Source organism: Nostoc sp. FACHB-133 (genome assembly GCF_014698055.1).
Classification (GTDB): Bacteria; Cyanobacteriota; Cyanobacteriia; order Cyanobacteriales; family Nostocaceae; genus Nostoc.
On sequence record NZ_JACJSH010000094.1, the window covers coordinates 1 to 18236 of the forward strand.

At 40.2% G+C, this 18236-nt stretch carries 10 protein-coding genes and 1 pseudogene; 7 read left to right on the forward strand and 4 right to left on the reverse strand.

Annotation, left to right across the window (positions count from 1 at the left end; translation table 11 throughout):
* From H6G86_RS35390 to H6G86_RS35400, 3 genes and pseudogenes are all read left to right on the forward strand, one after another.
* Positions 1 to 450: pseudogene (locus H6G86_RS35390) on the forward strand (bifunctional DNA primase/helicase); the annotation flags it as partial.
* An 84-nt stretch (positions 451 to 534) separates the two neighbouring features.
* Entirely contained in the window at positions 535 to 1518 is a 984-nt protein-coding gene (locus H6G86_RS35395; protein WP_190938274.1) for a tyrosine-type recombinase/integrase, read from the forward strand.
* Between the two features lie 499 nt (positions 1519 to 2017).
* Positions 2018 to 3268 carry a tetratricopeptide repeat protein gene (locus tag H6G86_RS35400; RefSeq protein WP_190938275.1) on the forward strand — a complete coding sequence of 417 codons (1251 nt, stop codon included), beginning with the start codon at positions 2018 to 2020 and terminating at the stop codon, positions 3266 to 3268.
* 124 nt (positions 3269 to 3392) lie between these two features.
* Here the strand turns inward: H6G86_RS35400 and H6G86_RS35405 are convergent, their stop codons facing one another.
* Positions 3393 to 4199 (reverse strand): phosphate/phosphite/phosphonate ABC transporter substrate-binding protein, encoded by an 807-nt coding sequence (locus tag H6G86_RS35405; protein WP_190938276.1) that lies wholly within the window; start codon positions 4197 to 4199, stop codon positions 3393 to 3395.
* A 1280-nt stretch (positions 4200 to 5479) separates the two neighbouring features.
* On the opposite strand from H6G86_RS35405, the gene H6G86_RS35410 reads away from it, so the two are divergent.
* The 4 genes from H6G86_RS35410 to H6G86_RS35425 all read left to right on the forward strand — a co-directional run bounded on the left by H6G86_RS35410 (position 5480) and on the right by H6G86_RS35425 (position 10601).
* The gene (locus tag H6G86_RS35410) at positions 5480 to 6175 is read left to right on the forward strand and encodes a hypothetical protein (protein ID WP_190938280.1); all 696 of its coding nucleotides are present in this window, start codon (positions 5480 to 5482) and stop codon (positions 6173 to 6175) included.
* Between the two features lie 89 nt (positions 6176 to 6264).
* Positions 6265 to 6813: a GNAT family N-acetyltransferase gene (locus H6G86_RS35415; RefSeq protein ID WP_069068818.1), complete on the forward strand. Its 549-nt coding sequence runs from the start codon at positions 6265 to 6267 to the stop codon at positions 6811 to 6813.
* A gap of 21 nt (positions 6814 to 6834) precedes the next feature.
* Positions 6835 to 7374 (forward strand): hypothetical protein, encoded by a 540-nt coding sequence (locus tag H6G86_RS35420; protein ID WP_069068817.1) that lies wholly within the window; start codon positions 6835 to 6837, stop codon positions 7372 to 7374.
* 269 nt (positions 7375 to 7643) lie between these two features.
* Complete coding sequence (locus H6G86_RS35425) at positions 7644 to 10601, forward strand: hypothetical protein (RefSeq protein WP_190938277.1); 2958 nt, start codon at positions 7644 to 7646, stop codon at positions 10599 to 10601.
* Here the strand turns inward: H6G86_RS35425 and H6G86_RS35430 are convergent.
* From H6G86_RS35430 to H6G86_RS35440, 3 genes are all read right to left on the reverse strand, one after another.
* Entirely contained in the window at positions 10598 to 13441 is a 2844-nt protein-coding gene (locus H6G86_RS35430) for a pPIWI_RE module domain-containing protein (RefSeq protein WP_190938278.1), read from the reverse strand. The genes H6G86_RS35425 and H6G86_RS35430 overlap by 4 nt on opposite strands.
* 115 nt (positions 13442 to 13556) lie before the next feature.
* The gene (locus H6G86_RS35435; protein WP_190938279.1) at positions 13557 to 17102 is read right to left on the reverse strand and encodes a pPIWI_RE_Z domain-containing protein; all 3546 of its coding nucleotides are present in this window, start codon (positions 17100 to 17102) and stop codon (positions 13557 to 13559) included.
* Positions 17095 to 18102: a restriction endonuclease-related protein gene (locus tag H6G86_RS35440; protein WP_277883708.1), complete on the reverse strand. Its 1008-nt coding sequence runs from the start codon at positions 18100 to 18102 to the stop codon at positions 17095 to 17097. Before H6G86_RS35440 ends, H6G86_RS35435 begins: the two co-directional genes overlap by 8 nt.
* Positions 18103 to 18236: the final 134 nt, after the last annotated feature.

The window sequence follows — 18236 nt, forward strand, 5'->3', positions numbered from 1 at the left end:
AAACTTTTCTCTTTAGATAAAGAGCAATTGGAATTTGCTCTCCAAGTAATTGCTCATCGTGAAACGAAGCGTAATCAAAAAGAAAATCGAACCTATTATGCGACCCAAACCCCTGCTGTGTATAGTGTAAACCCCAATCAGCAGGCCGTATCCACACCCCCCCCTAATGCTATAGGGAACTCCCATTGCCAAGGGGAGGATACTACCAATTCTGAACCGCCCAAAACCGATCGCACTACCTTACTCCATTGTGTGGAAATGCTACGCTCTGGTATTTCTCGTGGAGTGGACGCAATTAAAGGCATTCTCAAGCGATGGGTTGAGGATTTGCGTTGGGAGACGGTGCTGGAACTTGAAGCGATCGCGGCAAATGAACTGCGACTTGTCGAAGCTCAAGTTCCTGAATTTTACAGCTTGCTAAGTGAAGAGGTGTTGCCGATGTTGGGATAAGAAAGAGCGATCGCCTTAGCGCGCAATTATGGGACAATTACTTATCAGAATCTTGCTTATAAGAATGAACGTTCCGATAAGTAAATGCATCAAACCCTTGAAAACAGCACACCTTCTCCTCTCGCTCTGCCTTCTCCCATCCCGCTAATCGAACATCCCGCTGCGGTCTATTTGGCAACCCTTTCCCCTGGTTCCCGCCCCACAATGCGCCAAGCTCTCAATGTGATCGCGCAATTGTTAACCAACTCGAGTTGTGATGCGATGACCCTGAACTGGGCAGCACTGCGTTACAAACATACGGCAGCAGTCCGCTCTGTGTTGAGCGAAAAATATGCACCAGCTTATGTCAACAAAGTGCTGTGTGCTTTGCGGCGAGTTTTAAAAGAAGCCTTGCGGTTAGAGATAATGGATGCTGTTGATTTTGCTCGTGCTGTAGACATTCCCAACGTTAAAGTCACCAAGCAATTGCGGGGACGTGTCCTCACGGCAGAAGAAATCGCCCAATTGATGCAAACCTGCTTTGATGACCCTACCCCCACTGGTTACAGAGATGCTGCAATATTTGCAATACTCCGTGGATCTGGAGTCCGCCGCTCTGAAGTGGTGAATTTAGACTTGAGCAACCTTGACCTGAGTACTGGGGCAATAGAGGTGCGCGGTGGCAAAGGTGGTAAAGATCGGACTGTGTACTTACCCGATGCTGCTCTTACTGTCGTCTTGGACTGGTTATCGCTTCGAGGCTACGAGGCAGGCCCTTTACTATGTCATGTCAACAGAGGCTCAAGGATAGTGCGACGACGGCTTACCTCTCAAGCAGTGCTGTTTATTTTGCAAAAACGTGGTTTAGAGGCGGGAGTAACTAATTTCTCCGCTCACGATTTCCGTAGAACTTTCATCTCTGATCTGCTCGATGCTGGTGAAGATATTTCTACAGTTCAAAAATTAGCTGGACACACGAACAGTGACCAGACTGCCAGATATGACCGTCGCGGTGAAGAAACTAAACGCCGTGCTGTCCAAAAGTTGACTATTCCAGGTTCGCGTCAAAATTCAAGGGGGCTTCACTAGTTTCTACACCGTAGCCATTGGGAGCTAACCACTGGTTTTTCTGATTGATGCCGGAATTGATTTTTTCGGGATCAGTATTCAGTATATTGATATGCTCACCCTTTGACACTGCGTGAGCAGGTAAGGCACAAACCAAGAAAAAAGATACCAGCTGTTATAAAAGAGATCCACACTACACAACGAATAAACTCGAAACACGGCTGCTATAGGAGTGAAAGCGGTCTCCCCCAACAGGCACGCTCACCCAATTTATCGAATTTTACCTAGATAACCTAGATGCAATTGGTGGTAATGATTTAGATAAGGTCGATGAGAGATTGAGACTCGATAAGTAATACTTTTACAAAAATAAATACGGTAAGTTTATCAATTTGCAGTAGTTAAAACTTGCGATTTTGTGGAGGCTGTGACATACTTTTGGTCATAGTACATTATTTCGATAGGTTTACCGGAGTTTAAAATATCCTCCATAAATCTTGCTCCAAGGAATTAATTAATCATGCTTAAAGATGCACAAGGACTGGTAGTGACGACAGATTCAGCCCAGGCGATCGCAGCTATTAACCGTTTCATTGATCAAGCGCTTTGTTATGGTCAAGATGCAGAAACAGCGATTTTCCAAGCAATTGAGGCTGATCCAACTTGTGCTTTAGCTCATGCTTATGCAGCGGCTTATTATCTTACCCAAGAAAACAGCAAAGCTTGGCAGCAAGTGCAACCATATTTGCAAGTAGCACAACGGAATTTAGCCAAGATTACTGACAGAGAAAAATTATATGTGCAGGCAATTTTAGCTTGGGCAAATCAAGAGATTGATTTAGCGATCGGTTTTCATGAAGAGATTACCAACAAATTTCCCCGTGATTTAATATCAGTCCAGCAGGGACAGTATCACTATTTTTATACAGGCAACAAAGAAAAATTACTAAAAATAGCCCAGAAAGTTTTACCTAGCAATCCCCAACAAGATTATTTATATGGCATGGTAGCTTTTGGCTTAGAACAATGTCACCTTCTTAAAGCAGCAGAAAAAATGGCACGTCAGGCGATCGCCTTAAATAGATATGATCCTTGGGCGCACCATGCTTTAGCTCATGTAATGGAAACTCAAGGAAGAGTCAATGAGGGTATAGCTTGGATGGAGAGTTTTGCAGACACTTGGGAAAATTGCAATTCTATGCTTTATAGCCACAACTGGTGGCATATTGCACTGTATTATTTGGAGCAAGAAAACTACCAAAAAGTTGTTTCACTATACGATACCCAAATTTGGGAACGTGCAAATAAACAATCTCCCAAAGACCAAGTAGGGGCAATTTCACTATTATTACGCCTGGAATTACGTGGGGTAAATGTCGGAAACCGTTGGCAAAGTATCATTCCTTATCTTTACAGCCGTATTGATGAACACGCTTTAGCATTCCAAGATTTGCATTATGTCTATGCCCTTGCTAAAGCCGGACATACTGGTTGGGTAAACCAGATGCTTCAGAGTATGCAGTATCATGCTTTGAGTATCAATCCCTTCTTGCAAAGGAGTTGGTTAGAAGTAGCAATTCCGGCAGCTAGAGGTATGGTAGCTCATGCCAAAGGTGACTTTAACACAGCTGTTACCGAACTCAAATTGGTTTTACCACGCTTGCATGAGATTGGAGGGAGTCATGCACAGCGAGTTTTATTTGAGCAAATTTATCATGATGCTGTGTTATGGACACAAAAGCAGAGTTGGGTTTATGGCATTACCGCCTGATATAAAAGTTATGGGGTTGCTGAATTCAGCAAGGCTGTTTTTCTTCTCTTCCCTCAAAGCTTGAATCAATAAAAGTTTCAGAACCTTGCTTCGATTATTCTTTCCCAAGAGTGAGAAAACAGGGTTAACTAGACAAACTGACAAAAGAGCGTTCGCAGTAAATCTGGTTGAGTACCCGATAATTTTCTAGCTTCACTGCGGCAAAACGTCTAATACCAAATTGTTCCATAACTCCTTGCAACTCTGCATCTGGTTGGAGTAAGCTAATCAGCATTTGCTGAATTAAAGGGATACTTAGACGCTGTGCTACAACCAATGGTGGCATAGGAGAAGGGCCGATCACTTCCAGCACACGCAAATGTTGTGATAATTCTGGAATATCGCGTAATTCTTGTTCTAACACTACACTGTCAATGGCTGCACAATCCGCCAGCCCCTCAACTACCCAGCGAATTGAACGTTGATGAAAACCTGATTCTATAGTTTTTCCAAAGAAATTTTGCGGATATTTTTCTTGACTTAACCAGTGACGAAGTAAATTATAACCACTGTTAGAACCAGGGTCGTTATAGCAAAATGTTTTCCCTGACAAATCGGCAAACTTTTTGATATTACTATCAGCCTTGACAATTACATCTGCATAGTAAATAGGACTGTTGCCATACCGGGATGCTTGCATCACAGGTGCAACCAATGTCTGCAATTGGTCTATAACTTCTTGACTGTAACGAATTAGTGGTAATCCACAAATAAAAGCTAGGTCTATTTTGTCTTGAAATAATAGAGGGTCTTGGAGGGGATCGCATTCACCTTGATATAGTTGGATTTCTACTTGTAAAACACGACCCAAATAAGCTGTGATCGCCTGATATAATCCGAAGCAATTAGGAGCTAAGTAGGATACAGCCCGTAAGCTTGTTAATATAGTCATTCTTGTTTTAAAACAGTATTTTTCTAGAAAACTTGAGTTAACTTCCGCCCAGAGTCATTCATATATAAAAATTCCAGACTAGCAAAACTCAGCAGCATAATTCGTAAAACAGTCGTATGAACATTAATATACTAGCCACCACAGCCGTTTTTACATAAATGTTCAGGCTTTTAATCCTTTCTACAAAGAATGATAATTTCCGTTATTATTGTTTTGGATACTAATATTTTGGGCTAATGTCATTGTGATTTCTCCTGTTAACAGAGAATCTAAAAAACAGTAATTCTATAGGCTTAGTGTAGATTATATTCTATATTCTCTAATTTCGCAAAAATACAAGACTCCTAATTTGATTTTTGCCACAATTCATCTCTCCTTTCTCTGGAGTTAAATATCTTGGCTTTTGGGCGATCGCTTCATGCAAGTCAATTTTACCGATTTGGGTGGTAAGGCACTTACCCGCTCATAAAGATACGAAAGTACGATCCAGATCCACGCCAAACAACAAGCAATTAAGAACACGGCTGGTATCTTTTTTTTGTGGTTCCCCCTAAAAATACACCTTTAAAAGAAAAACCTAAAAATCGATGAAAAAAATAAACTAAAAATGACTTTATAGTTAAAAAGTAATGCAATAGGTTAAAGAGCATACTCCTAACAGTTAACTACACAAATATTACAGGTGTAGGTTGAGGTTAAAGAAAACGGGCAAAGGTGCTTATTTTAAGAAACTTGTACAAAATTTCCCCCTGCTTCAGTGCCAAATGAAGCCTTATCCAAATAGTCCACTATTTAATCGCTATCACGCCATAAAACTATAGAGTCATTTTTAGTTTATTTTTTGAGAGTGGCTTGATTCCTCTATAAAAAATTCTTCAAGAAACGGGTAAAACTTGCGTGCCAAAAACTCAAACTTTTCGGACACCAGGGCTTAAAAGCAGGGGCAACTTTTAGAGACGCTATGCGTAGCAAGATCCCCGTAGGGGTACAGACTTACTGTACTGGATGCAATTATAGCTTTCTTACTCAGCAATATAACTAGGTACTCAGTACTGTTTCGATAAGCAAAAATTAGATAAAGGAATCCTGCAAGTGTTTAAGCCTGAGATAATTGTTGATCGCCAATGGCTACCATTGGCGATAGCATCTCTTCATAAAAGGCATTGCTTGAGGAATGCGCTGAGGCATTTGGCGATGATACTATCAAGGTAATTCATCATGATGAATTACACGATTTAATAAGCGTGGTCAGTCCCAGTTTACCTAGATGACACGTGAACATGAGCAATACAGGGCGTAAAAAAAAGCTGGCATCTTTCAACTGTGACCAAAGGATTTGGGAGCAGTTTATCGCCCGTTGTAAGTCAAAAGGGACGACCGCAACAGCCACGCTGCTCGAATTTATCGATCTCTACTTAGGCGATTCCCAAGATAATGTTGATACAACAGGTGGTAACGATTTAGACGAACACTTGGACTCAAAGATTAAGGCAAGTGTAGAGAAGTACTTAGTGGAAAGTAATAAAAATCACAGTAGTCCGACTAATGAAATGATAAGAGCTATTTGCGAAAGACTTGATAAGCTCGATTCAGAGTTTTCAAATGAATCTAGTAGCAATCAAACTACAGCAATTGATAATCTCGCCAATTTAGAACAAAAAGTGGAGAAGATGTATGCCCGAATGACACAGTTGGCTGAGGCGATCATTAAAATTCAAGACTATCTCAACAACCAACAAAAGCGGGGACAGAAATCGCACTACAATAATTCATCATTCAAAGTGCATACTCCCAGAATGCAACCGTTAACTGAAGAAGGTTTGGCCAAGAGGCTTGGTGTAAGTGAAGAAAGTGTACGCAAGGAGCGAATTAAACTCCCCCCACCGCTTTTTGTAGCATGGTGTAAGGGCAAAGATAGATCCGGTATTGGGTGGGAATTTAACGAAAATACGGGATTTTATCATCCGGTAAGTTAGTAATTTTATTCTTTTCAAGAATTTCGGAATTTACACTGACTCGCCCGCCGAATAGAGTGATTGCAGATAATGACAATTAGGAGCTTTAGGTGCAGCGAAAAATCGAATTAAAAAGGGGTTTTGATAATACAACTGTTGAAGCATATTTGGTTGATTTAGAACAAAGACATGTTGATGATTATGTTAATGAGTGGGTCGAAAAATTAAGGTTATTTAGTCAAGAAGATAAATACTGGGACTGGATATTTAAATTAAGATATATTGGCAATCAACAAAATCTTGAAGGTTACGCAGTTGAGTGCGAAAACAAAACTCAAGGATTGATGATAATAGAAACACAAATGCACGGTTCTCGGTTGAATATTGGTAAGAGGTTAGTCTATATTGATGGCATTGCCACTGCCCCCATTAACCGAATCGAGATTCAACGCCCACCTCAATTCAAAGGTGTTGGTCAAGCACTGTTAAATTTCGCAAGAATTAGAAGTGTTGAGTTAGGGTATGAAGGTAGAGTTGGGTTGCATTCCTTACCAAGGTCTGAAGGATTTTACGAAAAACAAAACATGTTGAACTGCGGTTCGGAAGAAGAATATGAGAATTTAGTTTACTTTGAGTATGGTGTATTGAGACGAAGATAAAGTTCGAGCGGGTAAAAATTTATGAATCATCAACAGCAAAAGGATAATTTTGAGGCAAACGAGTCAATAACAACCCAAGAAGCTATAGATTTACTTTTTGGTGAAGGATGGCTTGAAGAGGCTGTTTGCATCGAAGATGAAGCAAATTGCACTATTGGCGCTGGTTTGGATTGGGGTAATGCATTACCACCTTTAATGCTCAACCTTCCTTTATTTGGCCGCCTATCAACGCTGCGTGTATCTCTCAACCGCGAAGTCAGGCTAATAATTGAAACATGGGATTTAGGTATAGGTACAACTTCTGCAACAGAAACTGCAAGGGCACGCATTAAAGAGCGGTTGCTATCCCCTTCGTCTGAGCTAATACCTCACTTGGAAGCTACTTTGTTGCAAGATGATTTATACAATGAAGAGTTTATATCTAACCGAGAAGCTCTAAAATCCTTACTTGCAGTAGTTCTTACTGATTCTGATAGAGAAGAAATTGCAGAGAAGGCTGCGAATTCAATACGCACACAAGTTATGTCTCAAGTGGATTTTTCCGGAAAACTTTCTGCGTAAATATAATCACAATAATATCGTGTCAAATTAAATAGTGCATTTTTGTTCCAGTGCTACTCCCGGTTGTCAACCAGCTTAGATCAAGGAGTTGACAAATATAAATCCTGATTCTTTCGTTGATTGATAAGTTTTGCTTAAGTCTGTTCTTTAAATGTGGTGCTTGACGGCTATTGATTTATGCTAAACAGCGTTTTATTCAGGGTTATTACGGTTGTTGATGTATAAAAAAGTATGAACTATTAATATATATTATATTTTAGTTCTAACGTATGAACAACCTTGATGTAATACTTAATAAGGCTTTGATGCTTGGTAGTTCGATGGCATTAGATTGCCATAATTCAGATGTCATTGAAAAACAACTAATTATAATTTCTAACACGATTTTAGATTTGCATCATATAAAAGGTGAGTTAGCACCTACACTAAAAAAACTCGATGAAGAAATTGCACGGATTGATGCTATTCGTTTGACAAAAGGTGTTGTAGGTGTTGGTTTAATTTTACTTGGTCAAAATGGTAGTGATGATGATAATGTACTTTCACAAATAGCTTCAGAAATTGCTTTAGAAATTGGACATGATTTTTTGGATGAAGCGATTCACCATGAAAACCATCTGCGGGAGGTTCGGAAAATATTTTGGGATTTGGTGCAGACGATTGATATTTTTATTCAGCAAGGTACATGGCTAAAAGAGATTAGCTCTCAATGTTTTCTGATTTCAGATAGTATTTTCGATACAGAAATTCAAAAACATTCCCAAAATTTACCGTCTTTGGCTGCACAAATATCCAAATTATCATTCAGCATTCGGTTAGATTTTAGCTTTAGCCAACCAGAATTAATGCAAGACAAAGCAGCAACAGCAATGCTTGCATTAGAGCGCTTAATCAAAATAAAAGATAAATTAAACAGTTTGTCATCTTCAATTGATAATACAAAAAAATTTTTGGTTAGCCATCATACTATAAATTCGTTATTTTTAGTATTTGGTGCAGCGATTACACGAATATTATTTAATAATAAAAACGAAATAATTATTTATATTGAAAATCAACAGTATAGGTTATTAGATATTATTAAAGAATGTGAAGAGTATGAGCATAAAATTATAAATATAATAGCACCTGCAAAGTTTTTACAAAATTTTATAGATACTTGTCTAAGTGATGCAGGCTTTTTACATATTCTTACGCAAGTACAGTCAAAAATTAGCATTGATCAATTACACGAAAAAGTTTCTGCTGTTTTAATAACAGCAGAAAAGCGATTAAATTTTGATAGTCTCCCTGTAATGCAGCAAAATTTACATCGTATGTCTCAAGTACAAGTACAATTGAGAAACGTATATAGACAACTAGATATAGTTACAAAAAAGATTAACAAGCAAGCGAATAATCCATTAAATATTGATGTTATTAAAGCCTTAATTGGTGTTCTTGGTAAATCCATTACGGCATTAGGTTTGGATGAAAACGGAGTTATTATTTTATATAATAATTCTCAATACGAATCTGTAAAATCTATTATTAATAAATGTATTAATTTAAAGCAAATTATTGAAAAGCCTATACTACAGTTAGCGTATCTTGTTTCATTTGGAAAAGAATGCACTCAACATCCGGGACTGATAACCGCATTAGAAGAAATACATTCAAATAAATCAATAAGCGATATTAAAAATGATGTCAAAACCAAGAGTCGTATAATCAAGAACAGTTTAAGTTTTGGGAATCAAGGTGTCATGTTATGCCAGCTTGAACAAATCAAGATTGTACAGAAAGATTTAATATCAATAAACAAAAACTTCCAGAATATTATTAATACAATTGAAAAAGGAAAAATTACTTATATTAAATCTACTACACTAGAAAGTTTGTTATTGCTTTTTGGCAGCATTTGTGCAGTAGAGTTTAGCCCAAAAGATGAATTATTTATTGATTTTAATAGTCAAAACGAAAAAGTTTTAGATATTTTAAGTTTTTGTCAAAAGCTACAACCAAAAATTGAAACTTTAATTCAAGAAGGAGAAGGAAAAATAAAAGAAGCACAGGAATGTTTAAAAAATCCACTATTGATGAAACAGTGTCAGCGACAACAACGAAGAAAATCTGTTCAGATTACAACTGCAATTGTTGCAAGTATTTTAATTTTAATTAGTCCTGGAGTTTGGTTTGGTTGGAAGCGTTTTTCTCAAGAGCAAGTACGTTGGAATGCACAAACGTTAATGTCAAGCATAGGTGATGTAACACAAGCAAAAGATATTAATGAAATCAGACTAATGCGTGACAAAATTAAACAGGCAATTGCATCAGTTGAAATAATTCCGAATTCATTTGCATCTGCATATCTTGCAGCACACCAGGATATTAGTAAATTTCGCGTGCAACTCGATCCAGTTGAAAAACGACTGCAAATAGAAGAAGATACAGCAGCTAAGTTTGAATCTACAAAACAGTTAGCAATGGATGCAGCTATTTTGGTGCAAAATCCACCGCACCCAGCAACAGTATGGAATGAAGCAAGTAATAAATGGCAAGAAGCAATTACTATCTTAGAGTCGATTCCCGAAGATTCATTTGTTAGCGTAGATGCAAAAACAAAACTTGAACAATATCGTAATAATTATGCTGTAATTTCAGCGCGTTTGTCATCTGAAATCCAAGCATCTGATTCGATTGAAAATGCCAAAAAGTTGAGTTGGGAAGCAGTAAAAATTACACAGAACCCTCCACATTCTAGTACAACTTGGAAACAAGCCAGCAATAAACTTGAACAGGCAATAAAGCTTTTAGGAACAATGCCTAAAAATTCCCCTTTGTATGCACAAGAACAACAGCGGCTTCAAGAATATAAGGCTAACTATACTACAATTAATAAACGGCTAATAATTGAAGATAACGCTGTTTTAAAATTTAAACAAGCGCAAAAATTAGCTAAACAAGTTGAGAGAATTGCTCAAAATACGCCTTACACGTTAGCTGGACTGCAAGATGCACTTGCAAAAATCAAACAAGCAACAAATTTGTTAAGCAGTATTCCTTCTGGAACAACAGTTTCAGTACAAGCATCAGAAGTTGTACAAATATACAGTCGTAATTACAACACAATTTACAACCGCTTTCAAGCTATCAACACTTGTAGTTCGCCACAATCAAGTGATTGTTTTGATGCCAATTACAGTTTTTATCTAGAATCTATAGACAGTAGTTTATCATCACTTTAATCAACAGATTCAGAAGAATCTTCCTCCTCGTCCTCCTCTTCTAAGTCAACAGATTCCACTCTATCTTTAGCACTCACAGCATATTGTTTAGCTGAAGTTGCAAACGGAAAAGGTAACGGTAAAGAAACCTCATTAGCAAAATATGGCCATCGATCTCTAAGATTATGAACAAAACAAGCTAACTTATCGCGTTCAATACCTGGGTGATGAATAACAGCTATTTCTAAGGGTTTTGGGTTGCCGGCTTGTAAGCTGCCATTATCAAGTCGAGACTGTTTCTGTTGTAATGTATTTGTACCTTGCTCGGTATTCAACAGCTTCCTCATGCTGAGGTAAAGTGCTGTTGCCTCATCATCGCACACATCCTGCCAGCAGAATAAACCATTAGTTCTGCTACCAGGAGAACCCTTAGCAATAGCAACGGGAACTTCACCATTACCTGGAACTCTTAACCGCACAACCGAAAGCCGATTTATTTCCGATTCTGTCATGTGCCGTTTTAGTTGATCGGGTAAATTGTTAGCTGGTAGTTGGGGATTTTGTAACCATGTCAGCATTGTACGAGCATTTATGGCTTCAGCCATAAACAGCACATGGGGAGGTTTTTCCTCTTCAATTGATGTACTTAAACAATCACGCAAGCAATCGGTAACAAATTTATTGAGAAACTTCTGTTCGTTTTGGGTATCACTAGACTGTTGTGCATCGCTAGTATCACCAGTCGTTTCATCAGCATAGCTATTAGGTTCCCATTTTTCACTGAGTAAATATCCCAGCCCTGCTGAATACGATACCCAGCCTTGTGTAGCGAAGAAAGTAGGGGTAGTGACCTGTACCGTTCCCTTGATTGGGTTGACTCGTACCATCAACGCTACAGTAGAAGCTTGATTATTAGCTGTTGTTTTTCGAGTGCGGCGTAAAACATAAAAACAAGTCAGCCACATATTTGGATCTATGCCATCTTTTTCAAAGTCGATGAGAGGAGTAGGTAAAATTCCAAATTGTCGTAATAAGTCTGATACTGCTCTTTGCACTCGATTTTGAGATTTTTTCGGAATGTATTCTTTACCATTTGTTTCAGATGTTTTTAAAGCATGGATGTGCTGATTGACATAACCAGCCTGCATTACCCCAATTCGCACAGCAAGTTTTGGATCTGACTCTGGTGGAAAGAAATATTTCTTTGGTTTAATTTCTACTAAAGCACCACTTAATCCTTTTGGTGAGGGTAAATATGAGGTAATCTGATGAATACGCTTGTCTATCAAATTAGTGCGTTTTTGTTGTCGGTTATTGCCCTCAACTTCAGGATTATCAACATCTAGTCTTGCTGTTATGTCTGAGACGTGCTGAGTTATAATCCGCAAACATACATCCTGATTTTGATAAAGAGTTTCTTCTCTTGTTAACCCAGTTAAAGTTTCGTAAGTGATTGTTTCTCCTTGAGGTGAGATTGAAAGTAATTTACAAATTTCTGCAATGAGCGCATCTCGACATTTTTGGGTTTCCCACAAAATTAGGATGGTATTAGGAGAGCTTTCAGGGTGTCGAAATGTAGCAGGAGCAGCAATTTTTGGACGCAACATTGGCGTAGATAAATCATCAGGATTTTTAGGTTCTAGACTACCTTTTTTTTGTGACTTTCCAGGCTCCCAAAAAGGTAAAGATTCACCAGATTTTCTCATCGCTTCACCTATACGGCGAACTGGGAAATTTCCTTGCTCGATCTTATTTTGAATAGCACTATCTAAACTAGCTAAATCTAGCGGACTCACACCAGGAAAACAAGGAAATTCACCAGAATGTCGAGAGTCATAAGCAATAGCAGCTTGTATTCCAGTGGGGGCAGCACCAAAGACAGACCAATTATAAACTGGCTCACTAGCTAAACTATCAGGTTCGGGGAGTGGAGAATCATTAATTTTCAGTAATTCACTAATAGCGAATGGCCATCTTGCTTTCCTTCCTTCTTGTGTTGTAATTTGCTTAATAGGGATATGAATCAAGCGGAATGGTTGTTTTTTCCCATCTAACCACCGTCGATTATCACCAACAAAAGAAGTAACGCCTCGATAAGGTAGGCGTTCTATAGTTTCGGTAAGCCATCGCCGAATCGAAAGTTGATGATAAATCATTGGCTGACTGCGCCAAGGAACTGTTTGCAAATTGAAATGAATGACAAATGAGATATTTACTTTGCCAACTTGTTTTTTATTTTTAATTAGCGGAACTTCATAAGGAGGCCATGATATTAGTTCGGCTCCTTGCTTAAGGTTTACTACTTGGTAAAAAGTTAGTTGGTACTGATTATCGGAACCGAAAGTGACCTGTGGATTTTTGAGAAATTCCCCAGCCATATAATCAGGTATCGCCTGCCAACGAATGTCTATGCCATACGGGTTATTTGGTGGAAGTTGCAAAGGATAAACTGTTGATTTATCCTTCCATTCCCAAGCATTATCATCCAGTTGGTCGAGAATAGATTCAACTTCATCATCACCTAAACAGTAGCTAAATTCCTCACGCAACCAATCTTTGATCAAGTCAGGCAAGTTGAAAAGGTCAGCCCGTTCTGTTGCTAATATCCAAGGTACACCGGGACGTTGCCAGCCATTACGTACTGTTTGAATGATTCTGGGAAAGCTCGCCGCGATAATCGGGTCGAGGGAGTAGACGGGAACGGCGGGATAACCTCTACCTTGCAAATTGACACGTTTTTGCGCCAGAGTTTGAGCGACTTGCTGCCATACAGTAGGGACTTGGAGAGAAAAAAGTTCGTATTGTTCATTCTTAGTAAGTTCCCAAGCTCCGGGGAGAATGCTTTTAATTTTAAATGGCATAATTTAACTCCTTATCTTTCATTTTCTTCTGTATATTGAAGCAAGCATTGTAGAGGGATTTGGCTAATGTTTTTCCCTAAGATTGTTGACCAAGAAGAACGATAGCGAAATGATTTTATTGGTCATAGCGTAAATCCTTTGTTTGTTTGAGTGCATTAAAGAAAGCACCATAGAGGGATTTGGCTAATGTTTTTTCCCAAGGTTGTTTGTCTTCTGGCTCAATAGCAAGTTGAAGTTCCTTGATTATGCCTACTAACAGTGAGGTTCGTTCGTTGTCGAGTTCACTGTCAACTGATTGAGGTGCAAACTTTGCATCTAGAAAATGGACAATACAGGGAACTCCTCCACGTACCAAACGCCCGATAATTTGCCAAACACTTACCAATTGAGTCCAGCAGAGTATAGAACGTTCATCACTGGTTAACTGTTTGAAGGACATCGCCCGACAGTTTAAGTCAAGCATTTTCGCCACTGCATACTGGTAGAACTCATTTTCTATATTCGTCAGCGTGAGAGCATCGCCTCGTTTTTCTAGTGCCTCATAAAGCCTAGAATCTTCAGACTTTTCCAGCGCCCAATTATTGAGTTGCTGGACAGTAGTTTGCCAATCATCGGGAACTGGCATTGGTCGGCTCAAGAATACCGCCGCCCCAAATGCTGCTATCCGCTTCTCATTGAGAATGTTGTGTCCTCGCTCTAATGCCATCAAAGGTGCAACGACAATTGGAATAGACATTTGGGCGAGGTCACGAATTTGACCGCGACGAATACCACTCAAGTGAGCCGGAGCATTGTCACGGCGTAGGGTAGCAATGCCGTTAAGATTTTCAACATTACGGTAGAGGGGTTTTAAAATTGACTCCACCAATTCTGCTTCCTCATAGCTGTTGGTGATCAGCAATAAGCGTTGGCGATCGCCCCAACGTTCTGGATCTTGTTTGGCTAAATCACTCAAGGTTGCAAATAATTGATCGAGAAAGCTGTTGGCTTGTCCAGGATTGTGACAGATGGCCTTGACCATTTCGTTAACAGCTATTTTTCTCACATCTGGTGGCAGTCCCGATAGGGCGATGTACTTGCCGACTGCATTAGGTTGGGAACTGAAGAAAAAGTCGCTTTCGCCAATTCCGGCATCACCTGCTGTGTAATTATTGGTAGCTGGTTCTAGCAATATAGTCGGTTTTTTGCGGATGTGATAAGCAGGTGTCCCTGGAGCGTAGCTAGTGCCTGAAATCAAAACTGTATGGGGGCCATCCCAACCATCAACAGCAAAGAGATGGGGAAAATTCAGGAGTAAATAGCGTCCAACCCCAACGTAGCGAAAATATTCCAACTTCCCACCAGATTTGTTACTCCGATCTCGCGTATACCTGAAGCCTAAAATGTTTCCCACAGGTGAAGATGGCACAACTGGCAGATAATCACGGGGTGGGCGGTACACAAGGGCAAGACTCGTGTCATGCAAGTCAAGAACTCCCGCCCGCATGAGTGCATTCAGGTTATCAACTAGAAAGCCCAGCTTATCGTTGAGTACCGTTACCAGAATTGCTAAGTGCAAATGGTGCGTAACTTCCTCGAATTTAGTTTTTTCTGCGAGAGAAATCCCCAAGGATTCCAGCCATTTGTGTAACCATTCAGCAACCTCAGTTAATGCCCTAGCATCATTTTCGGCACTCAGTAGAGTAAAGGCAAGGTCTGAAAGTTCTCCTCCTTTGCGACGATTAAGGGGAGCTTGCAAAAATCCCTCCAAAGTTTGCATGATTTTTTTACGGCGCTGGCGTTCCTCTTCGGGGGGTAAACCAGCCTGAATGCGTTTTTGTCGTTCCTTGCTGCGTTCCGCACGTTTCAGCTTGGGAGATGGTTCGTTCTGTTCTGTTTCTGGTGTTTCCAGAATGTCGCGGATTATATGGGCGAAGAGTGAACGACCTGTAAAGGGGTTTTGTCCCACCCATTCCACAAGTTTTGGCTGGTTATGGAGCCGGGGGAGAATTAGGTCTGTTGCAATTTGCGCGTAGTCATTAGCTCTTTTTGCAGTGGCAACGAGTTCAGCCGCCATGCTGCGGCGGTCAGAATTGTAAATAGTGGTAGCAAATTTGAGTCCTAGCTTATTTAATAGGGAGTTTCCAGAAGAATTTACTAAGACTTCATCGGGCGCACAAGCTTCATCAAACTGCACCTGTACCCTGTCGGCTTCATCAACAAAGAGAAAGTCACATTCACGGTAAACGGCTTCAGCAAAGGTCAGTTTTTCTGCAAAAACTTGCGGGGGAACGCGGGTATGAATGAAGCTGGCTGGTGTTAACACCCAAACCAATGCTGTAGCTATGTCTCGTTCTAATTGGTGACGCGGACATTTGTAATACAAGGGACAAGTATATTTATCTTCACTCTCGCCCTCCTCAAAATCTTCGACATCCTCATCATCCTCTGCCTGGGAATTGCCGTTTTTGGTAGTGGGTTGTTTTTGGTAAAGATTGTGACATGGTTCTTCACCGAACTCCCATTTTTCTTCTGATTGCACTAAAGGTAGTAAAGGACAGACAGGACTAAACCAACGCCATGCTGGGTGGATTGCTCCTGTTTCGATTTCTTCACCTTGGGTTGCTAGAATTGGTTCATAAACTTTTTCTAAGTGTTGAAAGCGATCGCTGCTTCCCAACACAGGGGCCGCAAGAATTCCCAATCCATCTCGAAATAGGGAAGCCACACGCACTGCTGCCACAACATCATTTACCAGCAATGCACAGCGATATCCAAGTTTCGCAAAATGGTAAATCAGAATATCAAGCAGTGTTGATTTACCTACATTCAATAAACCGACAATGTGGACAAGTTGCTCTAGTTTAATTTCAGTGTTTGGTAGGGAAGGTTGAAAATCATCTATTGATGCGTCGTATAACTTTAAGGCAATTCCTGTTAGACGTTGATGATAATTTTCTGGCTCGTACCCAGCTTGGGCCAGTTTTTCATCCATTTCCTGAGCATCTTGTAGCAATTTTTCTAAGGTGACAAGACGAGAGGGATTCACAGCCGTGCGTGTGCCATGAAAAGATATCTGCGGAGAAAGAGCCAGATTAGCGACAGCTTCAGGAATATTGATCGGAACATCAACGGTAGTGTGACCTTTATGAGAAACTTTGGCATACCAATAACCAGAGGTTGCTAGTTTGACTTTTCCTTTTTTGTGCGATGGAGTTTTTGATAGGGTTTGACGGTACAGTTGTAAACGTTGGGGGTAAGTGCTACATGGAATCAGTTGAGCAACATCATTTGTATCCGTTAAGCTGAATATCCTGATAATTTCAGGTAATTTAATGTATTCAGCCAGAGTCCGCTCCCACTGTCTTCCTTTACGACGCACAAGATAAAAACGGGCTTTTTGTACGAGTAGCCAGTTTTCTTCACTTTTAAGTGCTTTGACTGGAAAACGATATCCTAAAAGTAACGCTGATACGGAAGTCGCTCTTTCTTCTGGAGCTACCTCCATCAGTAAGGTTAACCCCAATTCCACTTCCGCAATAAGTTGAGCAAGACGTGCTATTTCTCGTTGCTGTATATTAGCCTCTGCATCAGGTAAACTTTCTTCCACATAAGCTTTTAAGTCCTGCGATTTGCGAAGGGCTTGACGCAATGGTTTACCCCATTGAGAAATATCACGCATGATTTTTCTTCTCCAGAATTTTTTTCGCTTGGGAGATAATTTCACTAACCAGCTTCAAGCGCACGCCACCCAATCCTGGTTCGAGTCTTTGGCGTTCCACCTCAATTCGTAAGACATCATTTCGCTCATCTGGGAAGACTATAAAGGTTTCAGTAGTATCAAAGCGATAGTCTACTTTCCGCAAACGCTCTTCATCTAAATACGACCAATCTTTAACGTCAATTGCCCAGCGAACTTTTTTACTAAACTCTACGAGTAAGTCAAATTGATCAATTTCAGGCCAAAGAGTAACGTGTACTCCCAGTTTTGTCAGGGTTTCTGCAAGCTGAATTTCCCAAAGTCCTGGCAGTGTCCCGTACCGATGCACGCCAGGGGTAAGGGCTTTCCAATCTTCTGCCTCATGCTTGGGAATTGACGCTTGGGGTGGGAGGCGGAGTTTCGCACTCAGCTGTTCACAAGTCATGTTTCGGCAGTTATAAGTTCCATCTCGACGGCGACGCATTACATATTTGCAGCGAGAGCAGAAGTGATAAGTGGGGTCACTTGTTAAATCAACCAAATCCACATACATTTGCAGCAAAAAATCACGCAGAGGTCTTAATTGGGATGAAGACAAAAGGCGACGGTATTGAGAGTAGGGGAGGACAGGACACTCAATAATCAGCTTTCGTAAGGCGCGATAAGCTTCTTCTAGTTGGTTTACCCGACAGTATTCCAGGACATCTTGCAGGACTTTCTCTTGCACCTGCATTTCTACATCAGCACCCGTAACTTGCCACTGGAGGGCAAAATCGGAAACTAACCCATCTTCTATAAGAGTGACTTCCGATGATAGGTGTTTAATCTCTGCTGCTGGTTGCCAGTCAAGAACTGGTTTTTTTGCCCAGTTAAAAAATTCTGGCAGGCTTGAGGGGGCTTGTTCGTCTCCAGAAAGCAAAGATGTTAAATGCATTCTGGACATCCCAACACGAAGAGCTTTTGGAATATGCGCTCTGTTCATAGGTTCTTGTTTTTCCCACTCTACTAAGCCGGTGGGAGCAATGCGGTTTTGTCAGATCCAGTAAAAAACAAGCGATCGCAAAAATAAAATCTAAGTAAGAAGTAACTTTATTTACTAAATATGTGCTGGTAGCC

Coding starts and splice junctions, on each gene's coding strand:
- H6G86_RS35435 (WP_190938279.1), bottom strand. CDS start 17,102: ATGCGTGATATTTCTCAATGGGGTAAACCATTGCGTCAAGCCCTTCGC.
- H6G86_RS35430 (WP_190938278.1), bottom strand. CDS start 13,441: ATGCCATTTAAAATTAAAAGCATTCTCCCCGGAGCTTGGGAACTTACT.
- H6G86_RS35410 (WP_190938280.1), top strand. CDS start 5,480: ATGAGCAATACAGGGCGTAAAAAAAAGCTGGCATCTTTCAACTGTGAC.
- H6G86_RS35395 (WP_190938274.1), top strand. CDS start 535: ATGCATCAAACCCTTGAAAACAGCACACCTTCTCCTCTCGCTCTGCCT.
- H6G86_RS35440 (WP_277883708.1), bottom strand. CDS start 18,102: ATGAACAGAGCGCATATTCCAAAAGCTCTTCGTGTTGGGATGTCCAGA.
- H6G86_RS35420 (WP_069068817.1), top strand. CDS start 6,835: ATGAATCATCAACAGCAAAAGGATAATTTTGAGGCAAACGAGTCAATA.
- H6G86_RS35405 (WP_190938276.1), bottom strand. CDS start 4,199: ATGACTATATTAACAAGCTTACGGGCTGTATCCTACTTAGCTCCTAAT.
- H6G86_RS35425 (WP_190938277.1), top strand. CDS start 7,644: ATGAACAACCTTGATGTAATACTTAATAAGGCTTTGATGCTTGGTAGT.
- H6G86_RS35400 (WP_190938275.1), top strand. CDS start 2,018: ATGCTTAAAGATGCACAAGGACTGGTAGTGACGACAGATTCAGCCCAG.